General features: G+C 67.9%; 12 protein-coding genes. 6 read left to right on the forward strand and 6 right to left on the reverse strand.

The features are described 5' to 3' along the window. Nucleotides 1–444, forward strand: a 444-nt coding sequence (locus tag LOS8367_RS19140) for a hypothetical protein (RefSeq protein WP_207569292.1), incomplete at its 5' end; no start/stop codon positions are given. Nucleotides 445–645: 201 nt separating this feature from the next. Then, the gene (locus LOS8367_RS17475) at nucleotides 646–3,018 is read left to right on the forward strand and encodes a tetratricopeptide repeat protein (RefSeq protein ID WP_133056370.1); all 2,373 of its coding nucleotides are present in this window, start codon (nucleotides 646–648) and stop codon (nucleotides 3,016–3,018) included. A 16-nt stretch (nucleotides 3,019–3,034) separates the two neighbouring features. Here the strand turns inward: LOS8367_RS17475 and LOS8367_RS17480 are convergent, their stop codons facing one another. The 6 genes from LOS8367_RS17480 to LOS8367_RS17500 are packed head-to-tail and all read right to left on the reverse strand — an operon-like array spanning nucleotide 3,035 to nucleotide 10,095. After that, on the reverse strand, nucleotides 3,035–4,519 hold the full coding sequence (locus LOS8367_RS17480) for an ankyrin repeat domain-containing protein (RefSeq protein ID WP_085897833.1): 1,485 nt from the start codon (nucleotides 4,517–4,519) through the stop codon (nucleotides 3,035–3,037). Further along, nucleotides 4,506–5,849 (reverse strand): NAD(P)-binding domain-containing protein, encoded by a 1,344-nt coding sequence (locus LOS8367_RS17485; RefSeq protein WP_085897834.1) that lies wholly within the window; start codon nucleotides 5,847–5,849, stop codon nucleotides 4,506–4,508. Before LOS8367_RS17485 ends, LOS8367_RS17480 begins: the two co-directional genes overlap by 14 nt. Beyond that, nucleotides 5,824–7,065, reverse strand: coding sequence for a c-type cytochrome biogenesis protein CcmI (ccmI, locus tag LOS8367_RS17490; protein WP_085897835.1), 1,242 nt, complete (start codon nucleotides 7,063–7,065; stop codon nucleotides 5,824–5,826). The genes LOS8367_RS17485 and ccmI overlap by 26 nt, the downstream gene beginning before the upstream one ends. Beyond that, entirely contained in the window at nucleotides 7,062–7,571 is a 510-nt protein-coding gene (locus LOS8367_RS17495) for a cytochrome c-type biogenesis protein (protein ID WP_085897836.1), read from the reverse strand. Before LOS8367_RS17495 ends, ccmI begins: the two co-directional genes overlap by 4 nt. Then, nucleotides 7,568–8,116, reverse strand: coding sequence for a DsbE family thiol:disulfide interchange protein (locus tag LOS8367_RS18760; RefSeq protein ID WP_106535117.1), 549 nt, complete (start codon nucleotides 8,114–8,116; stop codon nucleotides 7,568–7,570). Before LOS8367_RS18760 ends, LOS8367_RS17495 begins: the two co-directional genes overlap by 4 nt. Then, a complete protein-coding gene (locus LOS8367_RS17500; RefSeq protein ID WP_106535118.1) occupies nucleotides 8,116–10,095 on the reverse strand; it encodes a heme lyase CcmF/NrfE family subunit in 1,980 nt (659 codons plus the stop codon). Before LOS8367_RS17500 ends, LOS8367_RS18760 begins: the two co-directional genes overlap by 1 nt. Before the next feature lie 453 nt (nucleotides 10,096–10,548). On the opposite strand from LOS8367_RS17500, the gene LOS8367_RS17505 reads away from it, so the two are divergent. The 4 genes from LOS8367_RS17505 (at nucleotide 10,549) to LOS8367_RS17520 (ending at nucleotide 14,198) form a co-directional block, all read left to right on the forward strand. Next, complete coding sequence (locus LOS8367_RS17505) at nucleotides 10,549–11,340, forward strand: pyridine nucleotide-disulfide oxidoreductase (protein ID WP_133056371.1); 792 nt, start codon at nucleotides 10,549–10,551, stop codon at nucleotides 11,338–11,340. A 69-nt stretch (nucleotides 11,341–11,409) separates the two neighbouring features. After that, complete coding sequence (locus tag LOS8367_RS17510) at nucleotides 11,410–12,723, forward strand: cytochrome c3 family protein (protein WP_133056372.1); 1,314 nt, start codon at nucleotides 11,410–11,412, stop codon at nucleotides 12,721–12,723. A 238-nt stretch (nucleotides 12,724–12,961) separates the two neighbouring features. Continuing rightward, nucleotides 12,962–13,303, forward strand: a complete 342-nt coding sequence (gene fdxA / locus LOS8367_RS17515; RefSeq protein ID WP_085897839.1) for a ferredoxin — start codon at nucleotides 12,962–12,964, stop codon at nucleotides 13,301–13,303. Between the two features lie 7 nt (nucleotides 13,304–13,310). After that, a complete protein-coding gene (locus tag LOS8367_RS17520; RefSeq protein ID WP_085897840.1) occupies nucleotides 13,311–14,198 on the forward strand; it encodes a dihydrodipicolinate synthase family protein in 888 nt (295 codons plus the stop codon). Nucleotides 14,199–14,211: the final 13 nt, after the last annotated feature.

Genomic DNA, 14,211 nt, shown 5'->3' on the forward strand with positions numbered 1-14,211 from the left:
TGCCACGTCGTCACCGACTGGACCGATGTCCGCTTCGACCACGCCTCGGTCAGCGGCGCCTGCGCCAGCTGCCACAACGGCAGCACCGCCACCGGCAAGCCCGGCAACCACATCCCCAGCTCCAACACCTGCGACGACTGCCACGTCGTCACCGACTGGACCGACGTCCGCTTCGACCACGCCTCGGTCAGCGGCGCCTGCGCCAGCTGCCACAACGGCAGCACCGCCACCGGCAAGCCCGGCAACCACATCCCCAGCAGCAATCTCTGCGAGGATTGTCACCAGACCACCGAATGGTCGGAGGTGCGGGTCAACCACGACTCGGTCGCCGGCGCCTGCGTCACCTGCCACAATGGTAGCTTCGCCCAGGGCAAACCCAGCGACCATCCGCAGTCCTCGAATGCCTGCGACGATTGTCATGACACCCGCGAGTGGGATGACTGAGACGGCGGCCCTTCGATCCGCTCCGTCTGTCACGGGCAGGATTTCCCCCGCCCGCCCTGTCGGTCCTTCCGTAAGCGGCTCTCTCAGAGGGATGGGCCTCGAGCGGCCACGCGGAAAATGGCCCAGCCTCCGGCTTTCGGTTCATTGACAGCTTTCCCTGAACCCCGAAGCTGAGAGAGACTGCGAATGGGAGGGATCGGCATGAGCGACCGCAACGGGCTGGACTGCAAACCAGGTTACGGCTCGATCGCGGCGCTCTCGCTGCTTGCCGCGCTGACCTGTCCGGAAACCGCACGGGCGCAGTCCTTGCTGGTCGAGGCGAGCGCGGATTTCGATCCCGATCTGGGCTGCCCGATCCTTGCCGTGGAATTCGCCGAGCCGCTGGATCTCCTCGTGCAGAGCGGGGTGGAGGCCAGCAGCCAGATCGATCTCGTCCTGCGCGAGGAAACGGAGGATGGCGAAGGCCTCGAACTGGACGCGCCCGAGTCCATTCCCGCACCGTCCTCGAGCGATCTCGGCGTGACCAGCATCAGCCTCGAGCAATCGGGAGCGGACCTCGTGCTCGGCATTTCCTTCGCCCGCGAGGTGGTCACGAACGCCACGATGTCCTCGGGCGGGTTGCGCCTGTCCGTCGCGGTGGCCGAGGCCGGTGGCGAGGGGGAATGCCTTGCCAGCCTCACGGGAGAGGGTCCCGAGACGGAGGGGCCGGAGCCGGATGGCACGGCGCTGTCGGAGCCGGACGTCGATGCCGATCCGGCGGAGACAGAGGGCGATGAACCTGCCGTCGACGAGGACGACATCGAGACCGATTTCGCCGATGCGCGCGCTGCGATCACCGCCGAGGACTATGATCTCGCGATCCGGTTGCTGACCAGGATCCTGAATGCGCCCGAGAACAGCAGGAGCGCCGAGGCCCGGGAACTGCTCGGCGTCGTGCGGGAGCGCAACGAGCAGTTCGCGCAGGCCGAGGCCGAGTACCTGCTCTATCTGGAGCGATATCCCGACAGCGAAGGCGCTGTCCGCGTCCGTCAGCGCCTCGACGCCTTGACCACGGCGAGGGGCGCCCCGCCCGAACCGCTTCGCGAGGTCGCCGAGGCAGATAGCGCTCGTTCCGAACCGGCGGAGGAGGAGGAGGATGAAGAGGCGGAGGTGCCCGTCGCGTCTGATCAAGAGCCGCCGGAGCCCCCCGAGGTCACGGACCGGAGGCTCGCGGATGCGCCGGAGGAGGAGGACGAGCGAGAGGAGGAAGAGACGTTTCCGAAGCTCGAATACTCCGGCAGCGTCGATTCCACCTATTTCTTCCGGCAGGGCACGACCCGCTTCACGGAGTTCGACACCTCTCGCCGATCCGTGGACGATTTCGTGCTGCAGAACTCCCTGGTGACCAGCCTGAGCACCATCGGCTCCTACGAGACCGAAGACTACCTTCTGTCCTGGCGCGTCGCGGGCGCTTTCGAAATCGACTTCGATGACGACGAAAGGAACTTCCGCTTCTCCCGGCTCTATCTCGACTACGACCCGAAGGGGACCGAACTGTCGCTGCGTTTCGGTCGGCACCTGGTCCGATCCGGCGGGGTGTTCGACCGGTTCGACGGCGCGACCCTCAGCTGGCAGCATCAGGAGGATATCAGCAGCCATTTCCAGATCGGCTCGCCCGTGGACAGCGTGCGGGATTCCCTCTTCGCCTTCGACCGGTTGTTCTATGGCCTCAGCGTCGATTTCGCGGAGATCTATCCCGATACCGACCTGACGATCTATGCGGCCGAGCAACGCGTCGGATCGCTGGTCGATCGCCGCACGGTCGGGTTCGAGCTGGAATACGAGGGAGAGTGGTTCAGCGCCGATGCCGCCGTGGATTACGACATCTATTTCGACCGGCTGAACTACGCCCGGGTCTCGGGCACGCATATCTTCGAGGACCGCTCGACGCTGACGCTCAGCCTCGATTTCGTCCAGTCCCCCACTCTCGCGCTGAGCAATGCCGAGCAGGGTCAATTCGGCATGACGCTGGACGATTTGCGCGACAGCTTCACGCTGAGCGAGCTGAGACAGCTGGCGCTGGACCGCACCACCGCCTCGCGTTCGGCCACCCTGACCTATTTCCGCCCCCTGAACGAGACCTGGCTGCTCAACATGGATGCCACGATCTTCGACACCGAGGGCAATCCCGCCTCGGGTGGCGTGGCCGAGATCCCGGCCCCGGGAAAGGATTACTACGCCTCCATCGGCGTCTTCGGCTCCGGCGTGTTCGCGGAAACCGATGTCGTGAGCGCATCGGCGCGCTATGCCGACACCTCGTCGTCGACGCTCGTGCTCGCCGATGCCTCCTACCGTTTTGAGCCGACGGAGCAATGGCGGCTGCGGCCCCGCCTGCGGCTCGGTCGCCGGGAACTGAAGAACACCGGCGGGACCGAGATCTTCGCGATCCCTTCGCTGAACGTCGATTACGAAATCCGGGACAAAGCAATGCTCGAGGTCGAGATCGGCGGCCGGCTGTCGAGAACCGAGACATCGACGACGCGCGACAACAGCACCGAGAGCTACGCCTTCGTCGGCATAAGGCAAGATTTCTGACGCTTCGGGCGGGTGCCTATTCCAGCAGTTCGGCGACCTCCGCGTGACCCGCCGCGACGGCCAGATCGTGCGCGCGGTGACGGTCCTGGTTGCGGAGCCGCCTGTCGGCGCCGGCCTCGAGCAGCAGGCGGACCACCTCGACGCGGTTGGCCTGCGCCGCGAGCATCAGCGCCGAGTTGCGCTTTTCGTTGCGCAGATCGATGTCCACCCCGGCCTTCAGAAGGCGGCGGACCGCGTCCAGATTGCCCTGCTGCGCCGCGATCAGCAAAGGCGTGTTGCCGGTGGAAGTGGCGAGGTTGGCATCGGCGCCCCCGGCCAGAAGCAACTTCGCCGTCTCCGCCTGGTCGAAGCGGAGCGCGGCGTGCAGCGGCGCCTCTCCGGCAAGGTCCGCCTGATCGAGCCCGAGCCCGTTCTCGATCAGGAACGCCGTCGCGGGCGCGTTGCCAGAGGCGGCCGCGTGCCACAGCGCGCCCCGGCCATCTTCGTCCAAGAGATCGAAGGGCAGGCCGTGATCGGACAGCAGGCGCAAAAGCTCGGGCCCGCTGCTGCGCGCCGCGGCCATGAGCAGGCGTGACTGGTGCTCGGGGTTCTGGACGGACAGGTCCTCGCCCGCCAGCAACATGGCGATGCGCGTCTGCCCGTCCGCGATCGCCAGTTGCAGGGGGCGGTTTCCCGCCTTGTCGGCGAGATCGCTGCGCGCGCCCTTCATCACGAGGTATTCGACGATCTCGAAATGCCCCGCGCCGGTCGCGAGCGCCAGCGCCGTCCTGCCCTCGGCATCCTGCAGGTCGGGATCGGCCCCGGCCTCGACCAGCGATCGGGCCGTATCAAGATGCCCGGCCTCGGCCGCGTGCATCAGCGCCGTGCGCCCCTGCTTGTCGGTCTCGTCCGGTGCGGCGCCCTGTTCGAGCAATTTTCGGGCAGTCTTTTCCTCGCCGCGGCGCGCCACCTCCATCAGCAGGGTCCAGCCCAGCTCGGTCGCGATCCGCGACGGCGCGAGATCGGTGATCTCCGGCGCGCCCTCCGCCGGTTGCGACACCGCCGCATCCGAGGCCGGTTCGGCGTCGCGCGCGTCCAGTTCCGACAGCGCCGCCTTGGCCCGGCGATGCCCCGCCTCGCTTGCGGCGGCGATCCACCGGCGCGCCTCGGCGGCATCCTCATCCGTACCGCGCCCCGACAGATACAGGGTTCCGAGGCTGAACTGCGCCTCGACATGCCCCGCCTCGGCCGCCGTCCGGGTCAGATCGAAGGCCATCGCCTCGTCCTGCGGCACGCCACGGCCATTCCGGTAGAGGGTGGCCAGCATGTAGTTCGCCTCGGCATTGCCGGCGGCGGCGAGCGCCGCGAGCATCTCGGCGGCCTCGGAGTAATTGCGCTGGCGCACCGCCGTCTGCGCCTCCTCGAGCCGAAGGGCCGTGGTCGGATCCGCCCCCTCCTCGGCGTGAACCGGAAAGACCATCAGGGCCAGTGCCAGCACGAGCGGCGTTTTATGCAGTGCCATGTTTGGTCTCGATGGTGATGCCGATGGATTTCAGGAAGGGGGTCGGAAGGATGCCGCCCGCGCAGACGATGACGGCGTCGTTGGGACGGCTCGTCGTCTCGCCCGATTGCTCGATCTCCACATGCGTTTCGCCGATCGCCTTGACGTTCGAGCTGAGGATCACGTCGAGGCGCTTCGCGGCCTCGGCCTCTTCGAGCCGCTTGCGGTTCTTGGGCTTCACCCGCGAGAAGGCGGCGCTACGATAGGACAGGGTGACGTCGGTATCGGGCAGGTCCGCGATGCTGGTCGCCGCCTCGATCGCGCTGTCGCCACCGCCCACCACCAGCACCGACTGGCCCTGATACTGCTCTGGGTCGATCAGGCGGTAGACCACCTTGCTCTGCTCCTCGCCCTCGACGCCCAGCTTGCGCGGCGTGCCGCGCCGCCCGATGGTCAGGAGCACGGCCCGGGTGCGGTAGGTGCCCTTCGTGCTGGTGACCACGAAGCCCTCGCCCTCCGGCGCGATGTCGGTGACCCGCTCCTCGTAGTTGATCTCGAGCCCGGTATCCTCGAGCACCTCGGTCCAGAACTCCATGAGCTTTTCCTTGGTGGTCTCGCGGAAATTCGCCTTGCCATAGATCGGCAGCGTCACCGGCGCGGTCATCACCAGCTTGCCGCGCGGGAAATGCGAAACCGTGCCGCCGAAGCTCTCCTGTTCGAGGATCACGTGCTTGAGCCCGTGCTGCTTGGCCCCGAGGCCGGCCGCGAAGCCCGCCGGGCCGGCGCCGACGATGACCACGTCGACCCCGCCTTCGGGCGCCTGCGGCTTCTGCTTTGCGATCTCGCCGATCGCCTGTCGGCCCTGTTCGATCGCGTTGCGGATCAGCCCCATGCCGCCGAGCTCGCCCGCGATGTAGATGCCGGGCACGTTGGTCTGGAAATCCGGCCCCACCTCGGGGATGTCGACGCCGCGCTCGGCGGTGCCGAAGACGAGGCTGATCGCGTCCATCGGGCAGGCCGCGGCGCAGGCACCGTGACCGATGCAGTTGGCGGGCTCGACCAGCTCGGCCTTGCCGTTCACCAGCCCGAGGATCTGGCCCTCGGGACAGGCGCGCACGCAAGCCCCGCAGCCGATGCACATATTCGCGTCGATGTCCGGGTGCAGCGAGGCGGGCTGCGTCAGCCCCGCGGCCTGCGCCTCCTGCTTCTTCGCCAGCGCCCTGCGCTCGCCCTGCCTGCGCAGGACCACGAACACCACCCACACCAGCGCCAGCGGCACGGCATAGATCAGGAATGTCGTATCAATCAGGGGTCCGTTCCTCTGTTCAATCCGCCCGGAGGCCCAGCTCATCAGCCTTGGCATCGATCCGGGCAAGGGTATCGGGGAACCGGGAGAACTGTCGTAACGCACGCTCGTAGGCCGCGCGGGCCGCCTCGGGATCGTTCATGACCATCCGCGACTGCATCAGCCGCATCCAGCCCTCGGGATCGTCCGGCGCGTCTTCGAGACGGGCCTCGAGCCCGTCCACCATGCCGGCGATCATCGCCTGCCGCTCGGCGGGCGTCATCCCCGCCGCCTGATCGACATCCGCCTGCGTCGGACCCGGGGCGACCGGCGGCGGCGGCAGCAGCGGTTCGGTCTCGGGCAACCGCCCGGCGATATCGATGCCCTGCTGGCTAGCCAGTTCGCGCACGCGCTGCAAGACACCCGGCGCCCAGTCGGCGTCGGGCCGCGCATCGGCCAGCATCTCGATCCACAGGTCAATCGCCGCGCGCGGGTCGCCATCCTGCTCAAGCGCCATCCCCTTGAAAAACCGCGCGCGCGCGTCGTCGGGGTTCAGGGCCAGCGCCGCGTCGAAGGCCTCGTGCGCGGGGGTCGTGACCAGCCCGTCGGCCGCCCTCACCAGCGTCTCGCCATAATGTGACCAGAGATCGGGGTCGTCCTCGACGAGCGCCACCGCCTGCGCATAGGCCTTCGCGGCCTCGGCATGGCGCCCGGTGTTAAAGTAGGACCAGCCCAGCATCCGCCAGCCCTCGGCGTCATCGGGCGTCTCGCGCAGCCGCGCGACGAGACTGGCGATCGCGCCGTCGACGCTGCCGGTGGGCTGGGACATGTCCGCCTGCGCGGGGCTGGCGGGCGACGCCGTGGCGGTCGCGGGCGCCGACGCGACCGGCTGGGCGAGGCTGGCCATCGGTAGATGCGGTGCCGCAGGCAGGTCGGGCCGACCGATCGAGAGGTAGAGCGCGGCCGAACCGATCACCACCCATCCCGAGACGACCGCGATCGCGGCCAGCCGCACCTTGTCGGAGGCCTCGCCCAGCGCGAAACGGGGCGCCCGGGACGCCGCGACGATCCGCCGTTCGATCTCGGTGCGCGCCGATTGCGCCTCCTGCGGGGCGAGCAGCCCCTGCGCCACCTCGGCCTCGATCGCCTCGATCTGGCTGCGCGCCACAGCGATCGACTGGTCGCTGCTGCCCGGCCCGCCCGTCCGCCGTCGTAGGAACGGGGCGACCACCAGCGTGGCCGCCACCGAGATCATGGCCGTCAAGATGATCCACAGCGTCATGGTCTGTCCCCCTGTGCCGCGCCCTGCCCCGCCCCCTGTCCGAGCGCCCGCGCGAGTATCGCCTTCTCGTCCTCCGACAAGGATTCGGGCTCGGGCGGCGGTGCCTTGCGTCGCCAGAGGATCGAGAACCCGGCGAAGGCCGCGCCCAGCATCAGCGCCGGTGCCAGCCACAACAGCAGCGTATCCCCGCCGATCTGCGGCCGCAGCAGGATATAGGCGCCATAGCGGGCCACGAGGTAGTCGATCACCTCGGCGTCGCTGTCGCCTGCCACCAGCCGCTCGCGGATCAGTACCCGCAGGTCGCGCGCGAGCTCGGCGTTGGAATCATCGATCGACTGGTTCCGGCAGACCGGGCAGCGCATCTCGAGGCTCAGCGCCCGTGCCCGTTGCTCCAGCGCCGGATCGGTGAGCATCTCGTCGGGCTGCACGGCCGGCGCGGCGAGCGGCGCAAGCGCACAGAGACAGGCGAAGGCCAGCGCTCGCGCGAGCTGCCGCGGGCCGGTCATGACGGTTTCTCGATTTCGCGGATCAGGGGCCTGAGAACCTCCTGCCAGACCCGCTCAGTGAGGGCGCCGACATGGCGATAGCGAATGCGGCCCTCGGCATCGACGAGATAGGTCTCGGGCACGCCGGTCACCGCGAGCTGCGCCCCGAGCCTGCCTGCGGCATCCTCCCCCGTGGCGACATAGGGGTCGCCGTGCCGGTCGAGGAACCTCCGCCCAGCGCCGGGCCGATCCCTCCAGTTGAGACCGTAGAGCGCGACCTCCTCTTCCTCGGCCAGACGCATCAGCATCGGGTGTTCGCTGAGGCAGACTGCGCACCACGAGGCGAAGACGTTGATCAGCGCCACCTCGCCCCGGATGTCCGAGGCCGCAAGCCCGCGCTCGTCGCCGATGAGCGGCGGCTGCGCGAATTCCGGCAGCGGGCGGTCGAGATATCCCTCGCCTGCCACGTCGCGGCCGCCCGACGACGCCAGAGCGAGCAGCGCCCCGCCGATCAGCACGAAGACGGCGACCGGGATCAGCACGGATTTGCGGATGCCACCTGCCATCACGCCTCCACGCCTTGGGGGCGGCGCAGCGATCGCTGGGGCGCGCCGATGCGCATCCGGCGGTCGCTCAGCGACACGAAGCCGCCTGCCGCCATGCTCAGCGGGCCGAGCCAGATCAGCAGCGCCAGCGGGTGGTGGTAGAGCCGCACCACCCATTGCCCGCCATCATTCGGCTCGCCGATCGCGACGTAGAGGTTCGAGAGGACCACCGCCCGGATGCCGGCCTCCGTGGTGGTGTTGCGGCTCACCGTGTAGAAGCGGCGTTCCGAGGTCATGGCGGCGAAGGGCTCGCCGTCGCGCTCGATCGTGAACTGGCCCTGCTCGGCGATGAAGTTCTCGCCATTGAGTTGTTCGACCCGGTCGAGGCTGACCTCGTAGCCGGCCAGCGCCACCCGGTCGCCCGGCGACATGGAGAGAATCCGCTCCTCTTGGAAGGCGGTGACGCCGGTGATGCCCGCCACGAGAAGGCCGAGGCCCGCATGCGCCATCACCATCCCGTAGACCGAGCGCGGCACCTTGCGGGCTAGCGTCGCGCTGCGGCGCCAAGGTTCGCGAAACAGCCGGACCCAGAGCGCCAGCGCCCAGAGCGACGCGGCCACCAGCCATGCCGCGAGGCCGAATGCCGCGGCGGCGAAGGGATGCGCCCCGCCGCCAGCGACGAAGACCGCCAGCGCCACGACCAGCGCCACCGCCGCCGGCGGGCGCAGCTGGCCCAATGCCCGGCGCAGGCTGTCGCGCTTCCACCTCAGGATCGGGCCCACCGCGACGGCGACGAGAAGCGGGATCATCAGCGGCACGAAGGTCTGGTTGAAATAGGGCGGGCCGACGGAGATCTTGTCGGGCCCCAGCAACTCGACGACCAGCGGGTAGAAGGTACCAACGAAGACCGTGCCGGCCGCCACCACGAGGAATATGTTGTTCAGGATCAGCCCGCCTTCGCGGCTGACCGGGGCGAACACGGCCGGCCGGTCGAAGGACCCGGCCCGCATGGCGAACAGCACCAGCCCGCCGCCGGTGGCGGCGAACAGGATCGCCAGAACCCCCATGCCCCGCGACGGATCGGTCGCGAAGGCGTGCACGCTGGTCAGGAGCCCCGAGCGCACCAGGAACGTCCCCACAAGGCTGAGCGAGAAGGTCAGGATCGCCAGCAGCACCGTCCAGACGATCAGCGTCTGTCGTCGCTCGACCACGAGCGCGGAATGCAGCAGCGCGGTGCCCACGATCCAAGGCATGAAGCTCGCGTTCTCGACCGGGTCCCAGAACCACCAGCCGCCCCAGCCCAGCTCGTAATAGGCCCAGAAGCTGCCCAGCGTGATGCCGATGGTCAAAAAGCACCATGCGGCGAGCACCCAAGGCCGCACGAAGCGCGCCCAGCTGGCATCGACCTTGCCCTCGATCAGCGCGGCAATGGCGAAGGCGAAGGTCACCGAGAAGCCGACATAGCCGAGATAGAGAAACGGCGGGTGGATCGCGAGGCCCACATCCTGCAACAGCGGGTTCAGCTCCTGCCCGTCCGCGGGCGCCGGAGACACCCGCGCGAAGGGGTTGGAGGTAAAGATCATCAGCGCGAGGAACGCAGCCGAGATCATGCCCTGCACAGCGAGGACGCGCGCCTTTAGCGTGGCGGGCAGGTTGTCGCCCCTGAGGCCCAGCGCCGCGCCGAACAGCGTCAGGATCAGCACCCACAAGAGCAGCGATCCTTCGTGGTTGCCCCAGACGCCGGTCACCTTGAACAGCATCGGCATCGCGGAGTTCGAATGCATGACGACGACGCGCAGCGACAGGTCGGTGACCATGAAGGCGCGGACCAGCGCCGCGAAGGCGATGACGACGAAGCCCAGCTGCACCACAGCGGCGGCATCCGCAAACGACATGAGCTGGGTTTCGCCGCGCTTGGCGCCGATCAGGGGGACGACCGATTGCGCGAGCGCGATCATCAACGCCAGCACCAAGGCGAATAGTCCGATCTCCGCCACCATCGCCGATCACCCCCGATCCTTCGGCGGCGCCTGACGTCGGCTTTGCTATGCTTTGCCGGTCGTCGAGGCCACGCAAGGTGGCGCTCCGAAGGTTCCTCCCGACCGGAGCGCATGAGGGCATTCTTCGCCCATAACGAAGTTTTGTCCAGAAATCCGGCTTGAAGCTGCGCATTTTTGCGCCAGTTTCCGCCGCGACCCGGCTGCCCGCGCGCGTAAACCCGCCGGAATCGGAACATCGACACGGCCGAAGTGGCGCGGCCCGCGCAGAGCCATTACGCGGCGTCGGTCGATATCACATGTTCCCTGCCCCGAGGCCCGTAGATGACTGCAACACTCGTCGGAACTGCCGGAGTGAATCCGGGTGCCAGCCCGTCTGGCGGAGAGACAGCCGAGCCGAAGAGCAAGAAACAGAAGGCCCCGCGGCGGCCCTCTGGCGCGTTCGAGCTGCCGGTGATGCTGACGCTCTCCTTCCTCGTTCTCGGCTATGCCTGGACCCGGCGCCTCGAGGGGGATCTCACGGCCGAGACGGGCTTGGGATATTTCCTCGGGATCGGCGGCGCGCTGGCGATGCTGACCCTGCTGCTCTACCCGCTGCGCAAGCGGTTCGCCGGGCTGCGCTTCATTGGCAATGTCCGCAACTGGTTCAGGATCCACATGATGCTGGGCATCATCGGCCCGGTGCTGATCATCCTGCACTCCAACTTCACGCTCGGGTCGCTCAACAGCACGATGGCCCTCTTTGCCATGCTGGTGGTGGCGGGAAGCGGCCTGATCGGACGCCTGTTCTATTCGCGCATCCACAAGGGACTCTACGGGCGGCGGGCCTCGGTGCGGGAATACCTGAACGACATGGAGGACCTCAAACACGAGTTCGACACGGACATGCCCGATCCGTCATGGCTCCTGGAGACGTTGAAGGACTACGAGGCGCGCCGCCTGACCCAGTCGCAGGATCTGTGGTCGAACCTCCATCGCACGATCACCGGACCGGTCTCGCGCTATCGGCTGCGGCGCGACGTGATGCGGCGCTACGCCCAGCTGCTCGGACGCAAGGACGGCCCCAGGCGCGACCGCAGCGCCTTGGTGAAGCAGCATCTCGACAGCTATCTCTATGCCGTCGCGCGGGCCCAGTCCTTCGCGCTGTATGAGCGGCTGTTCGCGCTCTGGCACCTGTTTCATCTTCCGCTGTTCGTGATCCTCGTCTTTGCTGCTATCGTGCATGTCGTGGGGGTTCATCTGTATTGAATGTACCTTGTTAGCAGCATAACGCTCCGCGCCGTCCGCCAGGTTCTGGCCGGGGTCTTCCTGCTGCTGATGCCCACCCCCTCCCTCGCGCAATCCCTGCTCGAACGGCTGGTCATGCCGGGCGATCTCATCGAAGGGCATGCCGAGCTGGAGGACGACTGCTCGAACTGCCATGTCTCCTTCTCGGAGGAAGGCGAATCCGAGCTCTGCCTCGACTGCCACGAATTGGTCGATCGCGACATCGCCGAGCGCCGTGGCTTTCACGGCCGCAGGCAGGAGGTTCTGGAGCAGGAATGCCGATACTGCCATACCGACCATGATGGGCGCGACGCAGATATCGTGCAGCTCGACACGGAAACCTTCGACCACACCGATACCGATTTCATGCTCGAAGGCGCGCATGCGATCCTGCCCTGCGCCTCCTGCCACGCGGACGAGGCGAAGTTTCGTGACGCGCCGAACGACTGTGTCGGATGCCACGAGGAGGACCAGCCGCATCAGGGGCGCCTCGGCACCGACTGCGCCGCCTGCCATGAGGAGACCGGCTGGGCCGAGCTGAAGCCCTTCGACCATTCCGAGACCGGCTTCGCGCTCGCGGGCGCGCATGCGGAGGTGACCTGCACGTCCTGCCATGTCGGCGAGGTCTATGAGGGGCTGCCCACGGATTGCATCGGCTGTCACCAGATACAGGACGTGCATGCGGGGCGGTTCGGCGAGGAATGCGACACCTGCCACGTGGTCGAGGCCTGGACCGAGGTCAGGTTCGAGCACGACCGCGACACCGAGTTCAGCCTGGTCGGTGCCCATGAGGACGCGGCTTGCGAAGCCTGTCACGCGACGAACGCCTTCGCCGAGGATCTCGCCACCGATTGCTTCGGCTGCCACGAGGCCGATGACGCGCATGAGGGTCAGCTCGGCGAGGCCTGCGACACCTGCCACGCGCCAGCCGGATGGGCCGTCGATGTCGCCTTCGACCACGACATCACCCGCTTTCCCCTGCTCGGGCTGCACACGCTCGTCCCCTGCGAGGGCTGCCATCTCGACCCCGCCTTCCGCTCGGCCGAGCCTTCCTGCGCGAGCTGCCATCAGGATGACGACATCCACGAGGGAAGCCTCTCCGACCAGTGCGAGACCTGCCACAACCCGAATGGCTGGGAGTTCTGGACCTTCGACCACGACACCGAAACCGACTTCGCCCTAACCGGCGCGCATCAGGGCGTGAGCTGCGGCTCCTGCCATACCCAGGCCGCAGCCGCGAGCCTGGCGATCTCCCAGGATTGCGTGTTGTGCCATGCCGAGGACGACGTCCATGACGGGCGGTTCGGAAAGAACTGCAGCTCCTGCCACGACACGCAGAGCTTCGAGGACGCCCGGCTGCGATGATCGGCGGGGCCGCGTGGCGGCGGGCCTTCCGCCGCTCCTGACAGAATGGCGCGAGAGCCGTTGCCAATAGGCGGGTCTGCTCGGGGAGGGACGTTTCCAGCCCGGAAGTACCGGCAATTCGGCAGCGCCGGGCACCCGCCAAGCGTTGCCGTTTCGGCATCGGCCTAGGCGGAATTCTCTTCTTTATTGGATCACCCTGCGGCTCGATAGTCGCCTTGTGACCCGGAGGAGCACCCCCATGGCCTATGTGATCGCGGAGCCCTGCATCGACATCAAGGATGGCGCCTGCACGCTGGCCTGCCCGGCGGACTGCATCTACGAAGGCGGGCGGATGTTCTACATCCACCCCGAAGAATGCATCAATTGCGGGCTGTGCCTGTCGATCTGCCCGGTCGACGCGATCCATTACGACCGGGAACTGCCAGAGGCCGCGCGCCCCTTCGAGGCCATCAACCGCGAATTCTTCGGCGCGGAGGTCAGCGGCCTCGGCGATCCCGGCGGCTGGGACAAGTCGGTCTCGACCGATGCGGACCACCCTCTCGTCGCGGCCTATCCGAAATCCGAACGCCAGACAGCCTGAGGTGCAGATGTTCCCCAAACGACCGCGCGGCGTCATCGCCGCGATCGCCACCGCCCTGACCGAGGACGGACGCCCCGATCCGGCGCCGATGCTGCGCCACGCGCGCTGGCTTCTGGACAATGGCTGCGACGCGCTCAACCTTCTCGGCACCACCGGCGAGGCCAGCTCACTGCCCGCTTCGGCGCGGATGGATCTGATGAGCGATCTCGCCCGCGAGATCGCTCCCGCCCGCATGATGGTCGGCACCGGCTGCCCGGATCTCGCCACCACCGTGACTCTGACCCGACACGCGGCCGAGCTGGGCTTTGCCGCGGCGCTGGTGCTGCCGCCCTATTACTACAAGGGCGTCGACGAGGCCGGGCTGCACGCGTATTTCGAGCGGCTGATCGAGGCGACGGCGGACCGGCCAATCCCGATCTATCTCTACAATTTCCCGCAGATGACCGGGCTGCGCTTCGAGCCGGGCTTCGCGGCCTGGCTCAAGGCCAGCTTTCCGGACCGGATCGCCGGGGCCAAGGACAGCTCGGGCGATCTCGACTACGCCGCCGAACTGGCGCGGATCGGGGGTTTCGACGTGTTTCCGAGCGACGAGGCTGCGCTCGCGCAGTGCGAGGCGCGCGGCTTTGCGGGCTGCATCTCGGCCACCGTCAATCTCACCGCGCCGCTGGCGCAGCGGCTTTGGACCGACCCCGCGGACGCCGCCCTTGCGAAAGAGGTCGGCCGCCGCCGCCGCGCCATCGCGGCAACGCCGCTGATCCCCAGCGTCAAGGCGTTGGTGGCGCGGCTGCACGACCTGCCGGGCTATGCCCGCGTGCTGCCGCCGCTTGCCCCGCTCACCGACGAACAGGCACGGGCCCTGCCCGGCCTGTCCCCACATGCCGCCGAGCCGGCCTGAGCGACAATTTTCC

Origin of the sequence: Limimaricola soesokkakensis (genome assembly GCF_900172345.1) — a bacterium.
Taxonomy (GTDB): Bacteria; Pseudomonadota; Alphaproteobacteria; order Rhodobacterales; family Rhodobacteraceae; genus Limimaricola; species Limimaricola soesokkakensis.

Coding starts and splice junctions, on each gene's coding strand:
- LOS8367_RS17475 (WP_133056370.1), top strand. CDS start 646: ATGAGCGACCGCAACGGGCTGGACTGCAAACCAGGTTACGGCTCGATC.
- LOS8367_RS17480 (WP_085897833.1), bottom strand. CDS start 4,519: ATGGCACTGCATAAAACGCCGCTCGTGCTGGCACTGGCCCTGATGGTC.
- LOS8367_RS17485 (WP_085897834.1), bottom strand. CDS start 5,849: ATGAGCTGGGCCTCCGGGCGGATTGAACAGAGGAACGGACCCCTGATT.
- ccmI (WP_085897835.1), bottom strand. CDS start 7,065: ATGACGCTGTGGATCATCTTGACGGCCATGATCTCGGTGGCGGCCACG.
- LOS8367_RS17495 (WP_085897836.1), bottom strand. CDS start 7,571: ATGACCGGCCCGCGGCAGCTCGCGCGAGCGCTGGCCTTCGCCTGTCTC.
- LOS8367_RS18760 (WP_106535117.1), bottom strand. CDS start 8,116: ATGGCAGGTGGCATCCGCAAATCCGTGCTGATCCCGGTCGCCGTCTTC.
- LOS8367_RS17500 (WP_106535118.1), bottom strand. CDS start 10,095: ATGGTGGCGGAGATCGGACTATTCGCCTTGGTGCTGGCGTTGATGATC.
- LOS8367_RS17505 (WP_133056371.1), top strand. CDS start 10,549: ATGCTGACGCTCTCCTTCCTCGTTCTCGGCTATGCCTGGACCCGGCGC.
- LOS8367_RS17510 (WP_133056372.1), top strand. CDS start 11,410: ATGCCCACCCCCTCCCTCGCGCAATCCCTGCTCGAACGGCTGGTCATG.
- fdxA (WP_085897839.1), top strand. CDS start 12,962: ATGGCCTATGTGATCGCGGAGCCCTGCATCGACATCAAGGATGGCGCC.
- LOS8367_RS17520 (WP_085897840.1), top strand. CDS start 13,311: ATGTTCCCCAAACGACCGCGCGGCGTCATCGCCGCGATCGCCACCGCC.